Annotated in this window: 16 protein-coding genes and 1 pseudogene; 8 read left to right on the top strand and 9 right to left on the bottom strand. The window is 69.1% G+C overall.

Translation table 11 applies throughout. The annotated features are described in order from the left end of the window. The first annotated feature begins 387 nt into the window (after positions 1–387). A complete protein-coding gene (locus SLUN_RS27685) occupies positions 388–996 on the top strand; it encodes an NAD(P)-dependent oxidoreductase (protein WP_108152708.1) in 609 nt (202 codons plus the stop codon). 8 nt (positions 997–1,004) lie between these two features. On the opposite strand, the gene SLUN_RS27680 is transcribed toward SLUN_RS27685, so the two are convergent. Beyond that, positions 1,005–1,904 (bottom strand): LysR family transcriptional regulator, encoded by a 900-nt coding sequence (locus SLUN_RS27680; RefSeq protein ID WP_108152707.1) that lies wholly within the window; start codon positions 1,902–1,904, stop codon positions 1,005–1,007. Between the two features lie 55 nt (positions 1,905–1,959). Here SLUN_RS27680 and SLUN_RS27675 point away from each other — a divergent pair, with 55 nt between their 5' ends. The 4 genes and pseudogenes from SLUN_RS27675 (at position 1,960) to SLUN_RS27660 (ending at position 4,240) form a co-directional block, all read left to right on the top strand. Next, positions 1,960–2,739: an inositol monophosphatase family protein gene (locus tag SLUN_RS27675; protein ID WP_108152706.1), complete on the top strand. Its 780-nt coding sequence runs from the start codon at positions 1,960–1,962 to the stop codon at positions 2,737–2,739. A 60-nt stretch (positions 2,740–2,799) separates the two neighbouring features. Then, positions 2,800–3,285, top strand: a complete 486-nt coding sequence (locus tag SLUN_RS27670) for a GNAT family N-acetyltransferase (protein ID WP_108152705.1) — start codon at positions 2,800–2,802, stop codon at positions 3,283–3,285. Between the two features lie 150 nt (positions 3,286–3,435). Further along, a pseudogene (locus SLUN_RS42650) lies at positions 3,436–3,610 on the top strand (IS630 family transposase); the annotation flags it as partial. Positions 3,611–3,712: 102 nt separating this feature from the next. Beyond that, a complete protein-coding gene (locus SLUN_RS27660; RefSeq protein ID WP_254709781.1) occupies positions 3,713–4,240 on the top strand; it encodes a hypothetical protein in 528 nt (175 codons plus the stop codon). A gap of 317 nt (positions 4,241–4,557) precedes the next feature. On the opposite strand, the gene SLUN_RS27655 is transcribed toward SLUN_RS27660, so the two are convergent. Further along, positions 4,558–5,916 carry an NAD(P)-binding domain-containing protein gene (locus SLUN_RS27655; RefSeq protein ID WP_108154969.1) on the bottom strand — a complete coding sequence of 453 codons (1,359 nt, stop codon included), beginning with the start codon at positions 5,914–5,916 and terminating at the stop codon, positions 4,558–4,560. Positions 5,917–6,081: 165 nt separating this feature from the next. On the opposite strand from SLUN_RS27655, the gene SLUN_RS27650 reads away from it, so the two are divergent. Then, positions 6,082–6,441: an ArsR/SmtB family transcription factor gene (locus tag SLUN_RS27650; protein WP_108152704.1), complete on the top strand. Its 360-nt coding sequence runs from the start codon at positions 6,082–6,084 to the stop codon at positions 6,439–6,441. A 16-nt stretch (positions 6,442–6,457) separates the two neighbouring features. Here SLUN_RS27650 and SLUN_RS27645 read toward each other — a convergent pair whose 3' ends face one another. Beyond that, complete coding sequence (locus SLUN_RS27645) at positions 6,458–8,068, bottom strand: FAD-dependent monooxygenase (protein ID WP_108152703.1); 1,611 nt, start codon at positions 8,066–8,068, stop codon at positions 6,458–6,460. Positions 8,069–8,265: 197 nt separating this feature from the next. Here SLUN_RS27645 and pstS point away from each other — a divergent pair, with 197 nt between their 5' ends. Then, positions 8,266–9,390, top strand: coding sequence for a phosphate ABC transporter substrate-binding protein PstS (gene pstS, locus SLUN_RS27640; protein ID WP_108152702.1), 1,125 nt, complete (start codon positions 8,266–8,268; stop codon positions 9,388–9,390). Positions 9,391–9,432: 42 nt separating this feature from the next. Here the strand turns inward: pstS and SLUN_RS27635 are convergent, their stop codons facing one another. Both SLUN_RS27635 and SLUN_RS27630 read right to left on the bottom strand, forming a co-directional pair. Next, on the bottom strand, positions 9,433–10,170 hold the full coding sequence (locus SLUN_RS27635; protein WP_175313017.1) for an aquaporin: 738 nt from the start codon (positions 10,168–10,170) through the stop codon (positions 9,433–9,435). Positions 10,171–10,255: 85 nt separating this feature from the next. Continuing rightward, the gene (locus SLUN_RS27630) at positions 10,256–10,570 is read right to left on the bottom strand and encodes an ArsR/SmtB family transcription factor (protein WP_108152701.1); all 315 of its coding nucleotides are present in this window, start codon (positions 10,568–10,570) and stop codon (positions 10,256–10,258) included. Between the two features lie 123 nt (positions 10,571–10,693). On the opposite strand from SLUN_RS27630, the gene SLUN_RS27625 reads away from it, so the two are divergent. Next, on the top strand, positions 10,694–11,140 hold the full coding sequence (locus tag SLUN_RS27625; RefSeq protein ID WP_108152700.1) for an arsenate reductase ArsC: 447 nt from the start codon (positions 10,694–10,696) through the stop codon (positions 11,138–11,140). 45 nt (positions 11,141–11,185) lie between these two features. Here SLUN_RS27625 and pstB read toward each other — a convergent pair whose 3' ends face one another. Genes pstB through SLUN_RS27605 form a run of 4 tightly spaced genes read right to left on the bottom strand, consistent with a single transcriptional unit; the run spans position 11,186 to position 14,872 of the window. Next, a complete protein-coding gene (gene pstB, locus SLUN_RS27620; protein WP_108154967.1) occupies positions 11,186–12,046 on the bottom strand; it encodes a phosphate ABC transporter ATP-binding protein PstB in 861 nt (286 codons plus the stop codon). A gap of 5 nt (positions 12,047–12,051) precedes the next feature. Continuing rightward, complete coding sequence (pstA, locus tag SLUN_RS27615; protein WP_108152699.1) at positions 12,052–12,960, bottom strand: phosphate ABC transporter permease PstA; 909 nt, start codon at positions 12,958–12,960, stop codon at positions 12,052–12,054. After that, positions 12,957–13,898 (bottom strand): phosphate ABC transporter permease subunit PstC, encoded by a 942-nt coding sequence (gene pstC, locus SLUN_RS27610; RefSeq protein ID WP_108152698.1) that lies wholly within the window; start codon positions 13,896–13,898, stop codon positions 12,957–12,959. The genes pstA and pstC overlap by 4 nt, the downstream gene beginning before the upstream one ends. Further along, positions 13,895–14,872: a PstS family phosphate ABC transporter substrate-binding protein gene (locus tag SLUN_RS27605; protein WP_257153804.1), complete on the bottom strand. Its 978-nt coding sequence runs from the start codon at positions 14,870–14,872 to the stop codon at positions 13,895–13,897. The genes pstC and SLUN_RS27605 overlap by 4 nt, the downstream gene beginning before the upstream one ends. Positions 14,873–14,981: the final 109 nt, after the last annotated feature.

Here is a 14,981-nt window from a genome sequence, read left to right as displayed (position 1 = left end):
GGAGGGTGGGGCGGTTCGCGAACATCGTAAGGCTTTCTCGACCTCACCCTGAGGTGTGATGAAGGACGCCGACTACCAGGGCCGACTACTCTCGACGACAGCGAACCCGACACCGCCCGGCGGTGATCACCGGCTACAAGGCCGCCCGGACCGGCCCTTGACCCACGGTCAGAAACAGTCCGATCAGGCTCTTGCCACAGTTGGCGGACCACGGAAAAAAGCCGCCTCGACTGCCGGTCGTCGCGCCCCCACGAAAGCCCATGTCCGACATCTGGGAATAGCCCGAGTGCACGCCGCCCTGCCGCCCGAGTCAATTGCGTCTGGGTAACTTATCAAGTTAGTTACTTGCACTTGATGTTAAGTGCGGGACTCCCTAACGTTCTCGGCATGAACCTCACCGTCCTCGCGGCCTCCGGCCAGACCGGAATCGCCCTCACCCGACAGGCGCTGCGACGTGGTCACACCGTGACCGCCATCGCGCGTGATCCCGAGCGGATCGCCCTGCCCGACTCCCCGAACCTGCGCAAAGTGGCGGGCGACGTGAACGACGCGGCCAGTATCGCCGCCGTCGTGGACGGGGATTCCGTGGTCCTTTCCGCGCTCGGTACGGACCGGGCCGGGATTCTCCTGACCGGCGCCCAGGCCGTCGTCGCCGCCGGCCCATGGCGCGTCATCTGGCTCGGTGCCTACGGCACGGGCAAGTCGGCCGAAGTGGCGGGGGAGGGCGCGGGCGTGCTCGCCAAGGTGCTGGGCGACCGGCTCGCGGACAAGGTCGAAGCCGACAACACCGTTCTCGCGGCCGGGGGCACCGTCTTCCACGCCGGGATGCTCGCTGACGGGCCGGAAAGCCCCCGTCGGCGCACGGTCGGCCTGGAGGCCGCGCCTCCCTTCGACCTCGGTGCGAAGGTCAGCCGGGAAACCGTCGCCGCGGCGATGCTCGACGAAGCCGAGGCGCCTGGTTTTCCCGGTGCCGTGGCCCTGCCATTGGCGGAGTAGAGGAGCAGTCAGCAGGCGGTGATCTCCTCGATCGACGCCCGGACCTGCTCGCGGAGCCAGGCGTGGGCGGGGTCGGAATCGTAGCGCTGGTGCCAGTTGCAGTTGATCGTCGCCGCCGGGGACTCGATCGGCAGCGGCCGGGCGAGGAGTCCGAACGCCTCGATGAGCGGGCGGCCGAGGATCGCCGTGCAGGTGACCAGCGCGTCGCCACGGGCGGCGATCTGCAGGGCGGTGGAAACCGTCGCCACCGCCGCGACCACCCGGCGCCGCAGGCCTTCGGCAGCCAGCATGTCGTCGATCGGCGCGGTGAGGCGGCCACGCCGGGAGATCACCACATGCGGCTGCGCCGCGTAGGAGGCCAGGTCGAGTCCGGCGGCACAAGGGTGGTCCGCGCGCATCGCCACGACGAGCCGATCGTCGCCGAGCCGCTCGGACCGGAACTCGGGCAGACTCGGCCTACCGCCACCGAGTTCCAGATCGACGCGGCCGTGTCGCAGGTCGTCGGTGTCGACGGAGTTCTCCGCCAGCACCCGCAACTGCACCCCGGAAGCCCGCTGCTGGATCCTCCCGATCAGTACCGGTAGCAGTGACGCGGCCACCGCGTCGTGACACTGGATCGTGAAGGTGCGTTCCATCTCGGCCGGGTCCAGCTCACGGATCGGCGAGAGCACTTCGTGCGCTTGCCTGACCAGCCGGTGCACGTCCTCCCGCACCGACAGCGCGTACGGGGTGGGAGCCATCGAGTGGCCGGTGCGCACCAGGATGTCGTCCCCGGTGACGGCGCGAAGTCGGCCGAGGGTGCGGCTGACCGCGGGCGAGGAAAGGTGCAGCCGCTCGGCTGCGCCCATCACACTGCCCTCTTCGAGCAGGGCGTCCAGCACGGTCAGCAGATTCAAGTCCAGTTGCATAAAAGTAAATCTTAACAAGACATAGATCCACTTCGATCAACTCCAGGAGCATCCCATGAACCAGGAACTGCTTGCCGCCACCGTCGCCGCCGTCCGCCACGCCGGCGCCCGGATGATGACGCGCTATTCCACCGAGTCCCGTCAGCCCGGGCTCCCCGAACTGCTCGTGAACCTCCAGGCCAATGACGCGGCCGTCGTCGACACGTTGCGCCCGGCGTTGACCGAGGCCCTGCCGAGCGCGGGCTGGCTCAACGACGAACACGGATCGGGACCGCTGGCCATGGGCGAGTGGTGGCTCATCGACCCGGTCGGTGGCAACGTCAACGCCGTGCACGGCATGCCCGACTGGAACATCGGCGTGAGCCTCGTCCGTGACGGCCGCCCGGTGCTGGCGGTGGTCTACTTCCCGGCCCTCGACGAGATGTTCACTGCGACCGAGGGCGGCGGGGCGTTCCTCAACGGTGAACGGCTGCGGGTTTCGGTCAAGACGTCGTTGGACGGCGCACTGGCCGGGACCGGCCAGGCCAAGCCGGGTCACGACCCCGAGCTCGCGAAGCGGATGGGCTCCGCCTTCACCGCGATGATGAACGCCGCCCTCTATGTGCGGGTCTCCGTACCGGTGACCCAACATCTCGCCCAGGTCGCCGCGGGCCAGATGGACTTGCACTGGCAGTTCGACAACGTCCGGTCCCACGCGGCAGGTGTGCTTCTGGTCCAGGAGGCCGGAGGCGTCGTGACCGACATCGAGGGCAAACCGTGGGAACTGGCCGGCGAGAGCTACCTCGCCGCCGCGCCGGGTGTGCACGCCGCCGCGCTGGAAGTCCTCACCGCCTGAGGGAAGTTGCAAAGTCCGGATCCATCTTCCTCATCACCGCCACGAACGGGAGAATCGCGAATGACGACCACCGTGCCGCCCGGCCTTGCCGAGCTGACCGAGATCATGGCCTACGCCGACTTCGCGACCAGCGCGTCGGCGTCCGTACGGGAGGCCTTGGGCGTCGGCTCGTTGCAGGTCGGCTCGACGCGGGCACTGGCCATCCGCGAGGACCCGAGCAACTTCTTCAACCGGGCGGGTGGGTTCGGCGCCGAACAGTACGCGGTATGGGGGGGTGAGCGGATCGTCGCGGTCGGGAGCGTCTTCCTGAACGGGGAGTGCGCCGACATGTTCGGCGGGGCGACGCTCCCGGAAGCGCGCGGGCGTGGCGCCCAGTCGGCGCTGCTCACCGCTCGCGTCCGGGCGGCCACGGCTGAGGGCTGCCGATGGCTCGTCGCCGAGACCGGCGTGGAAGGTCCCGGTGAGCACAACCCGTCGCTGCACAACATGGTGCGCGTCGGCTTCGAGCCGTTGTATGAGCGGGCCACCTGGCTGTGGCGTGCGTAGCCCGTTGATGTTGCGGCCGGCACCCGGCCGGGCGAGCCGTGCCGGCTCTGCTTTCGGTCCAGAGATCTTTGATGGTGCGGGTCAACTCGGGTCGTGACGGTTGGTGTGGGGTGCTGTGCCGGAGGGCTGAGGCATCCCGATGGCGGTGGGCTGACGGCCGAGGAGCGGGCGCGGCGCGAGCAAGTCCGTTCCGCGGTAGCCGACTTGGACGAGGCAGGCCGGGGCCTGAGGCCGCCCGAAGGCCGCACGTGGAACCGCCGTGGCCACACCCCCGTCGTGCGGGTCACCGCCGCAAGGACCAAAACGCGTCTCGATGGCCGCGCTGAGCGGCACCGACGCCGACGCCGTCAAAGATCCCTAGAGGTCTCCCGCGGTTGATCGACCGCACCTGCCCCGTACCCCATGCACCCCGCAGACAAGGACGATCATGAGTACCCTCACCACACCCCGAACCACCCCGCCGGCACGGGTGAACCGAGTCCGCTGGCGCATCCCGGCCCGGCTGCGCAAGAGCATCCTGGTCACGCATGTCGTGTCGGCAGGAGCCTGGATCGGCATCGATGTCATCTCCACCGTTCTGGTGGTGATCGGCTGGGTACGCGCGGGCGACGACCGCACCGCCGTATACCGGGCACTCGCGGACTTCTTCGTCGTTCCCCTGCTGCTGTCGGCTCTCGCAGCGGGGGTGGTCTGCCTTGTCACCGGTGTCCTGCTGGGGCTGGCGACCAAGTGGGGACTCGTTCGCTACTGGTGGGTATCGGTGAAGCTGGCCCTCAACGTCATCGCCTGCGTGATGCTGCTGTTGTTCCTGGGCCCGATCACCGAACTCGCCTCGGGCGAACAACCGTTGCAGGACATCTGGTTCGTCGCGTTCCTCGCCACCACCGCCATGGTGCTGCTGAGTTTCGCGATGGTGCTCTCGGTCTTCAAGCCGTGGGGCCGAGTCCGCAAGTAGTTCTCGCGCGCCGATGTACGGCGGCCTTCTCCACAATCGAGGCGACTGTCAGCAGGCGAAAGCGCGACGCACACGAGATGGAGAATGCAGAGACCAGCATCCGATCGAAGTTCCGCATCCCGCGGGCACCTGCCCACCGACCACCGCCGAAACCACCGCGGACACGTGGGCCAGTAACAACCAGATAGCCGCGCACTGACTGCACAGCTGGTGAACCCCGGTCAGCCGAGCCGGAGTTCGCCGTGACCAGCGAGACGTCACCCATTGTCACCGATAAGATCGCGGTCCCCTCGCGCCAAAGGCCGGTCATCGCCGGGTCAGCAGCCGCCGCCGGAGGTGGCCGGGGTGCCGGTGCCGATCTGGAGGGTGGTGGGGGCCGCACAGCAGCCGCCGCCCTCTTCGGCCCTGGCGGCGTCGGGCTCGTCGAACAGGCCGGCGCCGCCGCATACGCCGGTCTCGGGGAGGGTCAACTCGACGCGCTCGGCGGCTTCCTGGTCTCCGGCGAGGGCGGCTGCGACGGAGCGGACCTGCTCGTAGCCGGTCATGGCGAGGAAGGTCGGGGCCCGGCCGTAGCTCTTCATGCCGACGAGGTGGACGTCCTGCTCCGGGTGCGAGAGCTCGCGGACGCCGTGCGGGTGGACGGTGCCGCAGGAGTGGACATTGGGGTCGATCAGCGGGGCCAGTTCGACCGGAGCCTGGAGACGATCGTCGAGCCCGAGGCGGAGCTCTTCGAGGAAGGACAGGTCGGGGCGGAAGCCGGTCAGCACGATGACCGTCTCGACCGGGTCGAGACGGCGCCCGTCCTCGGCCACGAGCACCAGCCGGCCGCCGCTCCTCTCGACGGCTGCCGTGCGGAATCCGGTGACGGCGGAGGCGTATCCGTCGTCGACGGCGGCCTTGGCACGCAGGCCGAGTGCGCCGCGGGCGGGCAGTTGGTCGGCTTCGCCGCCGCCGAAGGTGGAGCCGCCGATGCCGCGCCGCAGGACCCACACGGCGTGGGTGCCCGGGGCGTCCTCGGCCAGGTCGGCAAGGTCGGCGAGGGCGGTGAAGGCGGAGGCGCCGGAGCCGATGACGGCGGTGCGCCGGCCCTCGTAACGGGCGCGTACGGCCGGGTCCTTGAGGTCCGGGACCCGGTAGGAGATGCGGTCTGCCGCAGCGCGCTCGCCGAGGGCGGGCAGGCCGTCGCCGCCGATCGGGCCGGGCGTCGACCAGGTGCCGGAGGCGTCGATGACGGCGCGGGCCGTGATCCGCTGCTCGGTCCCGTCGGCGCCTTGGATGTGCACGGTGAAGGGCTGCCGCTCGCGGTCGGCGTCGACGACCCGGTCGCGGCCGAGGCGGGAGACACCGGTGACGCGGGCGCCGAAGCGGACCCTGTCGCCCAGGGTGTCGGCGAGCGGCTGCAGGTAGCGCTCCGCCCAGTCGCCGCCGGTGGGGTACGTCGCTCCGTCGGGCGCGGTCCAGCCGGTGGGGGCCAGGAGCTTCTCGGCGGCGGGGTCGACGAGCTCGGCCCAGGTGGAGAAGAGGCGTACATGACTCCACTGCCGTACGGCGGCGCCCGCACTGTCCCCCGCCTCCAGGACCAGGGGCTCGATGCCGCGCTCGACGAGGTGGGCGGCAGCGGCCAGACCGATCGGGCCGGCTCCGATCACCACGGTGGGCAGGGCGGTGGCGGGCATCTCGGTGGTCGGCACGGTCACGGTGACTCCCCAGGCATTATTTCGACATCCGTCGATGGCTTACGTAGCCAGGATGCCACCTGCTTCGATGGACGTCAACATAGACACACATCGAAACAGAGGAGCGACGCGGGCGCTTGGTTCGACGTGTGTCAACATAGACGTATGTCGAATACGAAGGTGCTGCCCCTGCTGGAGCCGGACGTCGCCCCCTGCTGCCCGCCGTTGACCGAACGCCCCCTCACGGCAGAGGAGGCCGTACGCACGGCCGCCATGTTCAAGGCGCTCGGCGACCCGGTCCGGCTGCGGCTCTTCTCGTCGATCGCCTCGCACGAGGGCGGCGAGGCATGCGTCTGCGACATCTCCGACGTCGGCGTCTCCCAGCCGACCGTCAGCCATCACCTGAAGAAGCTCAAGGAAGCGGGCCTGCTCACCTCCGAGCGGCGCGGCACCTGGGTCTACTACCGGGTCGAGCCGTCCGTGCTGGCCGCCCTGGGCCACATCCTCGGCCGGTACGCGGCCTGACGCGCACCATCGCCGTTCACGCGCGGGTCGTGCGCGCCGCGGCGGCCGAGAGCGGCAGCCACCGTTCGAGATATCCGACGAGCCCGGTCAGGTCCGTACCTCCGGCCCGGTACGCGATGTAGCCGTCGGGCCGGACCAGGCAGTGCGTGATGCCGCGCCAGGGCACCTTCGTACCGAGTGTGTGGACATGGATCAGGTGATCGCGGCCGCGGGTGGCGGCCTCGATCCGGCCGGTGTCCCAGACGTCGTGCGGGCCGCAGAGGAGCAGGTGGTACCCGGGCGCGGCAGTCGTCGCATGCAGGCCGCCGGGAGTGTCGGGGAGCCGGTCACCTGCCCGCGGGCCGCGCCTGGGTGGATGCGGGCCCTCGGCCGTGGCGGGGCTGCGCCGGTAGTTGATGGCCAGCTGGGAGAGCCTACGGAAGGCCGCGGCGCGCAGGGCGGGAAGGCGAAGGACCAGCGGGGCGAGGCGGGGTGCGAGGTGGGTGCGGGCCAGCCGCAGCAGTGGACTGCGGCTGGTGGCGATGATGAAGGCGCGGTCGGTGAAGCGCAGGACGTTCCGGCCGACCGGGGCGCGTTCACTCTCGTACGTGTCCAACAGGGCGGCCGGTGCGGCGTCGCGGCAGACGAGGGCGAGTTTCCAGCCGAGATTGAGGGCGTCCTGGATGCCGGTGTTCATGCCCTGGGCCCCGGCGGGACTGTGGATGTGGGCGGCGTCACCGGCCAGGAAGACGCGGTCGGAGCGGTAGTTCTTGGCGCCGCGGTTGTGGATCCGGAAGTCGGTCATCCACACCGGGTCGCGCAGGAGCAGCCGGTCGCTGACGTAACGGTCGGCAATCGACTGCAACTGGCCGATGTCCACCGGGTTTTCGGCACCCGGGCTGCTGGCATCCGGGCCCTTGGCACCCGGGGTTCCGGCATCGGGGGTTCCGGACGGTCGCATCGCGAGCATCCGCCAGCTCGCGGGCGAGCCCAGCGGGAAGAAGAACAGCATCCCGGTCTCGGTCATGTACGCGTGCGCGGCGCCGCGTTCCAGACCGTCGACCTCCAGGTCAGCGAGGAGGAACGTCTGCGGGTAGGAGTAGCCGTCGAAGCCGATCCCGGCCTGATCGCGTACCGTGCTGCGCGCCCCGTCGCAGCCGACGACATAGCGGGCACGCACGCTCTCCTCGGTGCCGTCGCGCTGCCTCAACCGGCAGGCGACGTGACCCCCTTCGGCAGTCAGCTCCACCAGCTCGGTTCCCCGTTCGACCGCCGTACCGTCCTCGGCGAGACGGCTGCCGACCACGCTCTCCGTCTCGGCCTGGGACAGGAACAGCAGGAAGGGGTACGGGGTGTCGGCGACGCCGATGTCGAACAGCGGCAGCCGGACCGTACGACGACCCGGAAGGTGCATCCGCAGCTGCACGGCCGGATTCCCGCGCGCGACCAATGTGTCCGTCACGCCGAACGGGGCCAGGGCTTCCAGGGTCCGGGGCTGGATGGCCAGGGCACGTGACTCCCTGGCCCGGTCCAGGTTCCGGTCGACGATCCGGAACCGCGCGCCGTACGCGTGCAACTGAGCCGCGAGAGCCAGCCCCGTCGGCCCCCCGCCCACCACCAGGACATCAAGTGACTCACTCGCAGCCATGGCAGCAGTCTGCCGCCAATGAGCGCGCCGCGCCTGGACGGCGCCGCGGCAGCTCTGCCGGCGCCCGCCTCCGCCGGGTGAACGCTCGCGCCTTCCAAAGAGTGGCAGAGCGACAGCTGGTGTTCATCGACGCGTCACCCCAGGCGCTCGTGCATAGGGCGAACATCTATTTTCCCGGCTTCTGGAAGGGAACACGGATGCAGCATCGACTGACGAGCCGCAGGTACCTGCTCGGCGCGGGTGTGACAGCAGTGGCGGGCGCCGTGCTCCTGACCGCCTGCGGGCTCGGCGACGCCGCGGACGAGGACCCACCGCCCACGAAGGCGACGACAAGCCGCATCGCGTGCGCGCAGAAGGGGCAGCTGCCCGCCTCCGGTTCCAGCGCCCAGCAGAACGCGATGGCGCACTGGATGCGGGAGTACCAGCGGGCGTGCCCCGGGGTGGAGATCCGCTACGTGCCCGTCGGCTCCGGGGCCGGTGTCGCCCAGTTCCTGCGCGGGGCGACCGTGCTCGGCGGGACCGACAGCGCACTGAAGCCCAACGAGGTCGAGGATTCCCGCGAGGTGTGTCCGGGGGGCAGAGCCATCGATCTGCCGATGGTCGGCGGCCCCATCGCCATCGGCTACAACGTCTCGGGCGTGGAGAACCTCGTACTGGACGCCCCCACCCTCGCGAAGATCTTCAATTCGGAGATCACGACGTGGGACGCTCCGGCCATCCAGCGCCTGAACCCCGGGCTTCGGCTGCCCGCAATCCCCATCAGCGCACTGCACCGCTCCGACGATTCGGGCACGACCCAGAACCTCAACGCCTACCTCGCCGGGGCCGCGCCGGACGAGTGGCCCTACCCGAAAACGAAAGCCTGGCAGGCCAAGGGCGGCAACTCCGCGCCCGGTTCGGACGGAGTGGCAACTCAGGTAGGCGCCACTGACGGCGCGATCGGTTACTTCGAGCTCTCGTTCGCCAAGGCGGGCAAGATCCCCACGGTCAGACTCGACACGGGTGCCCCCGAGCCCGTCGCCGTCTCCGCCGAGACCGCCTCAGCCGGTATCGCCGCAGGCCAAGTGGCAGGCACCGGCAAGGACATCACGCTGAAGTTCGACTACAGCACCAAGGCCGCCGGGGCCTACCCCATCGTCCAGGTCACGTACGAGATCGTCTGCGACAAGGGCACGCCGGCCGATGTACTGCCCGCCCTGAAGTCCTTCCTGACCTACACCGCGGGTCCGGAGGGCCAGAAGGACCTCCCGCGGATTCACTACGCCCCCCTGCCGGAGGCGGTGGCCGACCAGGTCCGCACGGTCATCCGCACCCTGTCCTGACGCGTCGGCGTCACGCTTCGGCGTCACCCTTCGGCGTCACCCTCACGGCCGCGAATCGGCCCGCCCCTGCATGAAGATGAGCGCCACCAGGGCCAGCCCGACCACGGCACCGGCCAGTTGGGCGCCGATGAAGCCCGGGACCGAGCCGGGTGCGATGCCGGCGAATGTGTCGGAGAACGCGCGGCCGATCGTCACAGCCGGGTTGGCGAACGAGGTGGACGAGGTGAACCAGTAGGCGGCGCCGATGTACGAGGCGATGGCGACCGGTGCGAAACGCAGGCGGTCGGTGCGCGCCAGTCCGAAGATCAGCAGGATCAGCCCGGCCGTTGCCACGACCTCGCCCAGCAGCAGATGGCCGGCGGAGCGGTCGTGCGTGGACCACTTGACCAGCGGCTCGCCGAACATCGCGTCGGCCAGCACGGCACCGGCAATCGCCCCCGCGACCTGGGCGGGGACGTACACGGCCACCTCGCGGGCGGTGACGCCGGCGCCCCCGCGGCGGGCGGTCCACCACTCGGCCAGGGTCACGGCCGGGTTGAAGTGCGCACCGGAGACCGGGCCGAGCAGAGCGATGAGGACACCCAGTCCGAAGACCGTGGCCAGGGAATTGGCGAGCAGCTGGAGGCCGACGTCCTGGGTCAGTTCGGTGGCCTGGATGCCGGAGCCGACCACCACCGCGACCAGAGCGGCGGTGCCGACCAGTTCGGCGGCGGCCCGGGCGACCAGCGGCGTGCGGGGCGGTGCGGCGCCCGGCGCGGGCCGGGGCTCTGCGGCGGCCATGACTGACTCCGCGGCGGTCTCGGGGCGGGCGGCCCGGGTGGTGCTCAACAGGACTCCTCCGTGCGGATGCGACGGGACAACGTGATCAGGGGCAGGAGCGCTTGAGGTTCGCATCGGCCGTGGCACGCGCGGTCACGGCCAGGTCGGCGAACTGACCGGCGAGCGCCTCGATGACGTCGGGCCTCAGCCGGTAGTACGTGAACCGTCCGCAGGGCTCGGTCTCCACGACCCCGGCCTCGCGCAGCACCTTCAGGTGGTTGGAGAGATTGGTCTGCCGTGCACCGGTCTCCTCGACCAGGTGCGTCGTACAGAGCGTCTCGCGGGCGAGCAGGGTCACGATCTTGAGCCTGAGCGGGTCGGCCAGCACCCGGATCAGTTCAGTGTCGACTGACGTCATCATGGGCTGATACTGTCACATCATCCAGAGCTGATACCAGTCTGGACTGAGCCGTAGCGCCCGTTCGGAGGGGGTCCCATGTCCACCCCACCGCTCCCCGCCCTTCCTGATCCGGAAGAAGAACCGATGTCCTCCACCCCTGCCGCCTCCGTGCTGTTCGTCTGTGTCCACAACGCCGGACGCTCCCAGATGGCGGCCGCCTGGCTGACCCACCTGGCCGGGGACCGGATAGAGGTCCGCTCCGCGGGATCCAACCCCGGCGACGCCGTGAACCCGGCCGCGGTCGAGGCGATGAAGGAGGCCGGCATCGACATCTCCGCCGAAACCCCGAAGATCCTCACGATCGACGCCGTCCGCGAGTCCGACGTCTGCATCACCATGGGCTGCGGCGACACCTGCCCGGTCTTCCCCGGCAAGCGCTACCTGGACTGGCAGCTGGAGGACCCGGCCGGGCAGGGCGTCGAGGCCGTACGCCCCATCCGCGACGAGATCAAGAGGCTCGTCGAGGGCCTGATCGCCGAGATCGACGCCGAGGCCGCGAAGCGCCGCGCTGGTGGCACCCGGACCTCCTAGGCCGTGTCTGACAAATCCCGTCTGGCGCTATGTGTCAGACACGGCCTAGCCGAAACGACCGGTGATGTAGTCCTCGGTGCGCTGGTCGGCCGGGTTCTCAAAGATCGTCACCGTGGTGTCGTACTCGGCGAGACGGCCGTGGCGCACCCCCTCCTCGTCGACGTCCGCGGTGAAGAAAGCGGTGTAGTCGGAGATACGGGCGGCCTGCTGCATGTTGTGGGTGACGATGACGATCGTGAACTGCGAGGCCAGTTCCGCCATCAGGTCCTCGATCTTGGCGGTGGCGATCGGGTCCAGCGCGGAACACGGCTCGTCCATCAGGATCACCTCGGGCTTCACCGCGATGGCGCGGGCGATGCAGAGCCGCTGCTGCTGGCCGCCGGACAGCGCAAGCGCACTCGCCTTCAGCTTGTCCTTGACCTCGTCCCACAGCGCCGCTCCGGTCAGGGCTTCTTCGACGAGATCGTCGAGATTGCCCTTCACACCGTTCACCCGCGGCCCGTACGCAACGTTGTCGTAGACCGACTTCGGGAAGGGGTTCGGCTTCTGGAAGACCATGCCGATCCGCCGCCGGACCTCGATCGGGTCGACCTCGGCGTCGTACAGACTCTCCCCGTAGTACGCGACCTTCCCGGTGACACGGGCGCCGGGGATCAGGTCGTTCATCCGGTTCAGACAGCGGATCACCGTGGACTTGCCACAGCCGGAGGGGCCGATCATCGAGGTGATCTGACGGCTGCCGACGGTCAGCGTGACATCGCGTACGGCCTGGTGGTCGCCGTACCAGACATCCAGATCGGCGATCTGGAAGACCGGGTTGTCCAGCGAGGGCGACGGCCTGCCGTGCCGCCGGCCACCGAGCGCGATCGAGAAACCGTGGCTCTCGGGGGTGTCGTCCTTTGTCATGGCGGTCACCAGCGCTTGCTGTAGTGGTTGCGGAGCCAGATGGCGGTGGCGTTCATCGCGAGCAGCAGGCCCAGCAGGATCACGATAGCCGCGGCTGCCAGGTGGTGGAACTCCTCACGGGACTGGCTGATCCAGCCGTAGATCTGCACGGGCAGCACGGTGTACGCGCTCCCCAGCCCCTCGGGGTTGAACGCAACATAGGTGACCGCGCCGAGCATGATCACGGGTGCGGCCTCGCCGATCGCCCGGGACAGGGCGAGGATCGATCCGGTCGCGATGCCTGGGACAGCGGCGGGCAGGACCTGGCGCCGTACGGTCTGCCACCGCGTCGCCCCCAGAGCCAGCGAAGCCTGCCGGATTGACTGCGGTACGGCTCTGATGGCTTCCCGCGCCGAGATGATCACGATGGGCAGCACCAGCAGTGACAGAGTGAGCGATGCCGTCAACACCGTTGTGCCGAGGCCGAGTTGGCGGGCGAGCAGGCCGAGTCCCAGGATGCCGTAGATGATCGAGGGGACCGCGGCGAGGTTCTGGATGTTCAGCTCGATCAGCCGGTTGTACCAGCGGTCGGGATTGGCGTACTCCTCCAGATAGATCGCCGCCATGATTCCGGTCGGCAGGCAGAACAGCGCGGTGAAGGAGATCACCCAGATCGTGCCGAAGATCGCCGACTGGGCACCCGCTCTCTCGGGGCGGCGGATCGAGGGGAAGTTGGTCCACAGCCGGGAGTCCAGCCGCGGCCACGCGGCGACCAGGACGTAGATCAACAGCACACCGAGGAACGCAATGCTGATGGCCAGGCAGGAGAACAGAAGCCAGCGGAAGGCGGCTTCGCCCGGGCGGAAGCGCGGGCCCGCCAGCTTGCGGCCCGGCACGGGGGCCGGTGGTGCGATCGGGTCGCCCACGACGCTCATTCGTACACCTCGCGGTACTTGCGCACCAGACGGATGCTGATCACGTTCATCACGAAGGTCAGCAGGAACAGCAGTGCGCCGACGGCAAAGATGGTCTTGTACTCGAAGGACGCCGTCGAGACGTCACCGGACGCCGCGCCCGCGATGAAGGCGGTCATCGTCTGCATCTCATGCAGCGGATTGAGGGTCAGATCGGGCTTCGCGCCCGCCGCGATCAGCACGATCATGGTCTCGCCGAGCGCGCGGGAGACACCGAGGACGAAGGCGGCAACGATGCCGGACAGCGCGGCCGGCATGACGACCCGTACCGAGACAGTGCGCTTGCCGGAGCCCAGCGCATAGGCGCCGTCGCGCAGCGAGTACGGGACGGCCGACATCGCGTCCTCAGAGAGGGAGGCGATGGTCGGCACGATCATGACACCCATCACGAGCCCGGCGGACAGGGCGTTCTTGACCTCGGGCGGGTCGCCGAAGGGCCAGTGGTCCTGGAGCAGTGGGGTGATGAAGGCGAACGCGAAGAAGCCGTAGACCACGGTGGGGATACCGGCCAGGATCTCCAGAATCGGCTTGAAGATGCCGCGCGTGCGCCGGCTCGCGTACTCGCTGAGATAGACGGCGGCCCCCAGGCCGATGGGGATCGCCACGATCAGCGCGATGACGGTGATCAGCACTGTGGCCGTCAGCAGGGGCAGGACGCCGTACTTGGGGTCGGAGAACAGGGCGGTCCACTCGGTGCCGGAGAGGAACTCCCACACACCGACCCTCTGGAAGAAGTCGGCGGTCGGCGGGATGAGCGCCACCACGATCCCGACCGTGGTGCCGACCGAGACCAGGGCTGCCAGGAACAGCAGCGCCTTGATGACCGCCTCGCCGTAGTGTGGCCGGGCCCGCCGCAGGGAGCGAGTCCCTGCGGGGGACGGTGGGACGGGCGCAGTCACTGGCTCGACTTCAGCTTCTCGAGGTCGGCCTGGAGCTCCTTCTCCTGCGTGGCGTTGAGCGGGATGAACTTGGCGTCCTTGGCGATGTCCTGGTTGTTCTCGACGTAGTACTCGACGTACCCCTCGGCCTCCGGGCGCTCCAGAGCCTTGGCGCTCGGGTAGATGAACAGTGGACGGGACAGCGGCTTGTACGTGCCGTTCTGCGCGGTCTCCACACCGGGCGCCACGCAGCCGTCACCGGCGTTGATCTTCAGGGCCTTGAGCTTGTCCTGGTTCTCCTCGAAGTAGGAGAAGCCGAAGTAGCCCATGCCGCCGTCGGATCCGGCGACGCCCTGCACCGTGACGTTGTCGTCCTCGGTCGGGCTGTAGTCGGTGCGGGACGCGCCTTCCTCGCCGTTGATCACCTCGGTGAAGTAGTCGAAGGTGCCCGAGTCGGTGCCCGCGCCGAAGAGCTTCAGCGGCACGCTCGGGAACGTGGGGTCGACCTGGTTCCAGTTGTTGACCGTGGACTTGGGTTCCCAGATCTTCTTCAGCTGGGCGACGGTCAGGCAGTCGACCCAGTCGGCGTCCTTGTTCACCACGACGGTCAGCGCGTCATTGGCGACGGTGAGTTCGTCGTACGTGATGCCCTTCTTGTCGCAGGCGGCCTTCTCGTCGGGCTCGATGGGGCGGGAGGCGTCGGAGATGTCGGTCTCGCCGTTGCAGAACTTCTCGAAGCCGCCGCCGGTGCCGGAGGTGCCCACGGTGACCTGGACCTTGGGCTGCTCCTCGGCGAAGAGTTCGGCGGCGGCCGTACTCAGTGGTGCGACCGTGCTGGAGCCGTCCACCGTGACCTTGCCCGACAGTTCTTCGCTCACAGCGGAGCCCGAGGTGCTGCCCGAATCCCCGCCCCCGCAGGCGCTCAGCGTCAGTGCTGCGGCGAAGGCCAGCGCGGCGGGCCCGGCAAACCTTCTGGAACCACTGGCTGCGTTCACTTTTCTCGATCCTTGAGGTCGGGCCGGTGTCGAAGCCGGCATCCGAGGGGCCGGTACGGGAGACCCCCTCACACCTTGGATCGAACTTTGACTATATGAATCCACGGTG

The organism is Streptomyces lunaelactis (genome assembly GCF_003054555.1).
GTDB lineage: Bacteria > Actinomycetota > Actinomycetes > Streptomycetales > Streptomycetaceae > Streptomyces > Streptomyces lunaelactis.
Note: the sequence above shows the minus strand (reverse complement) of the source record. Positions and strands in the feature narration are given on the sequence as shown.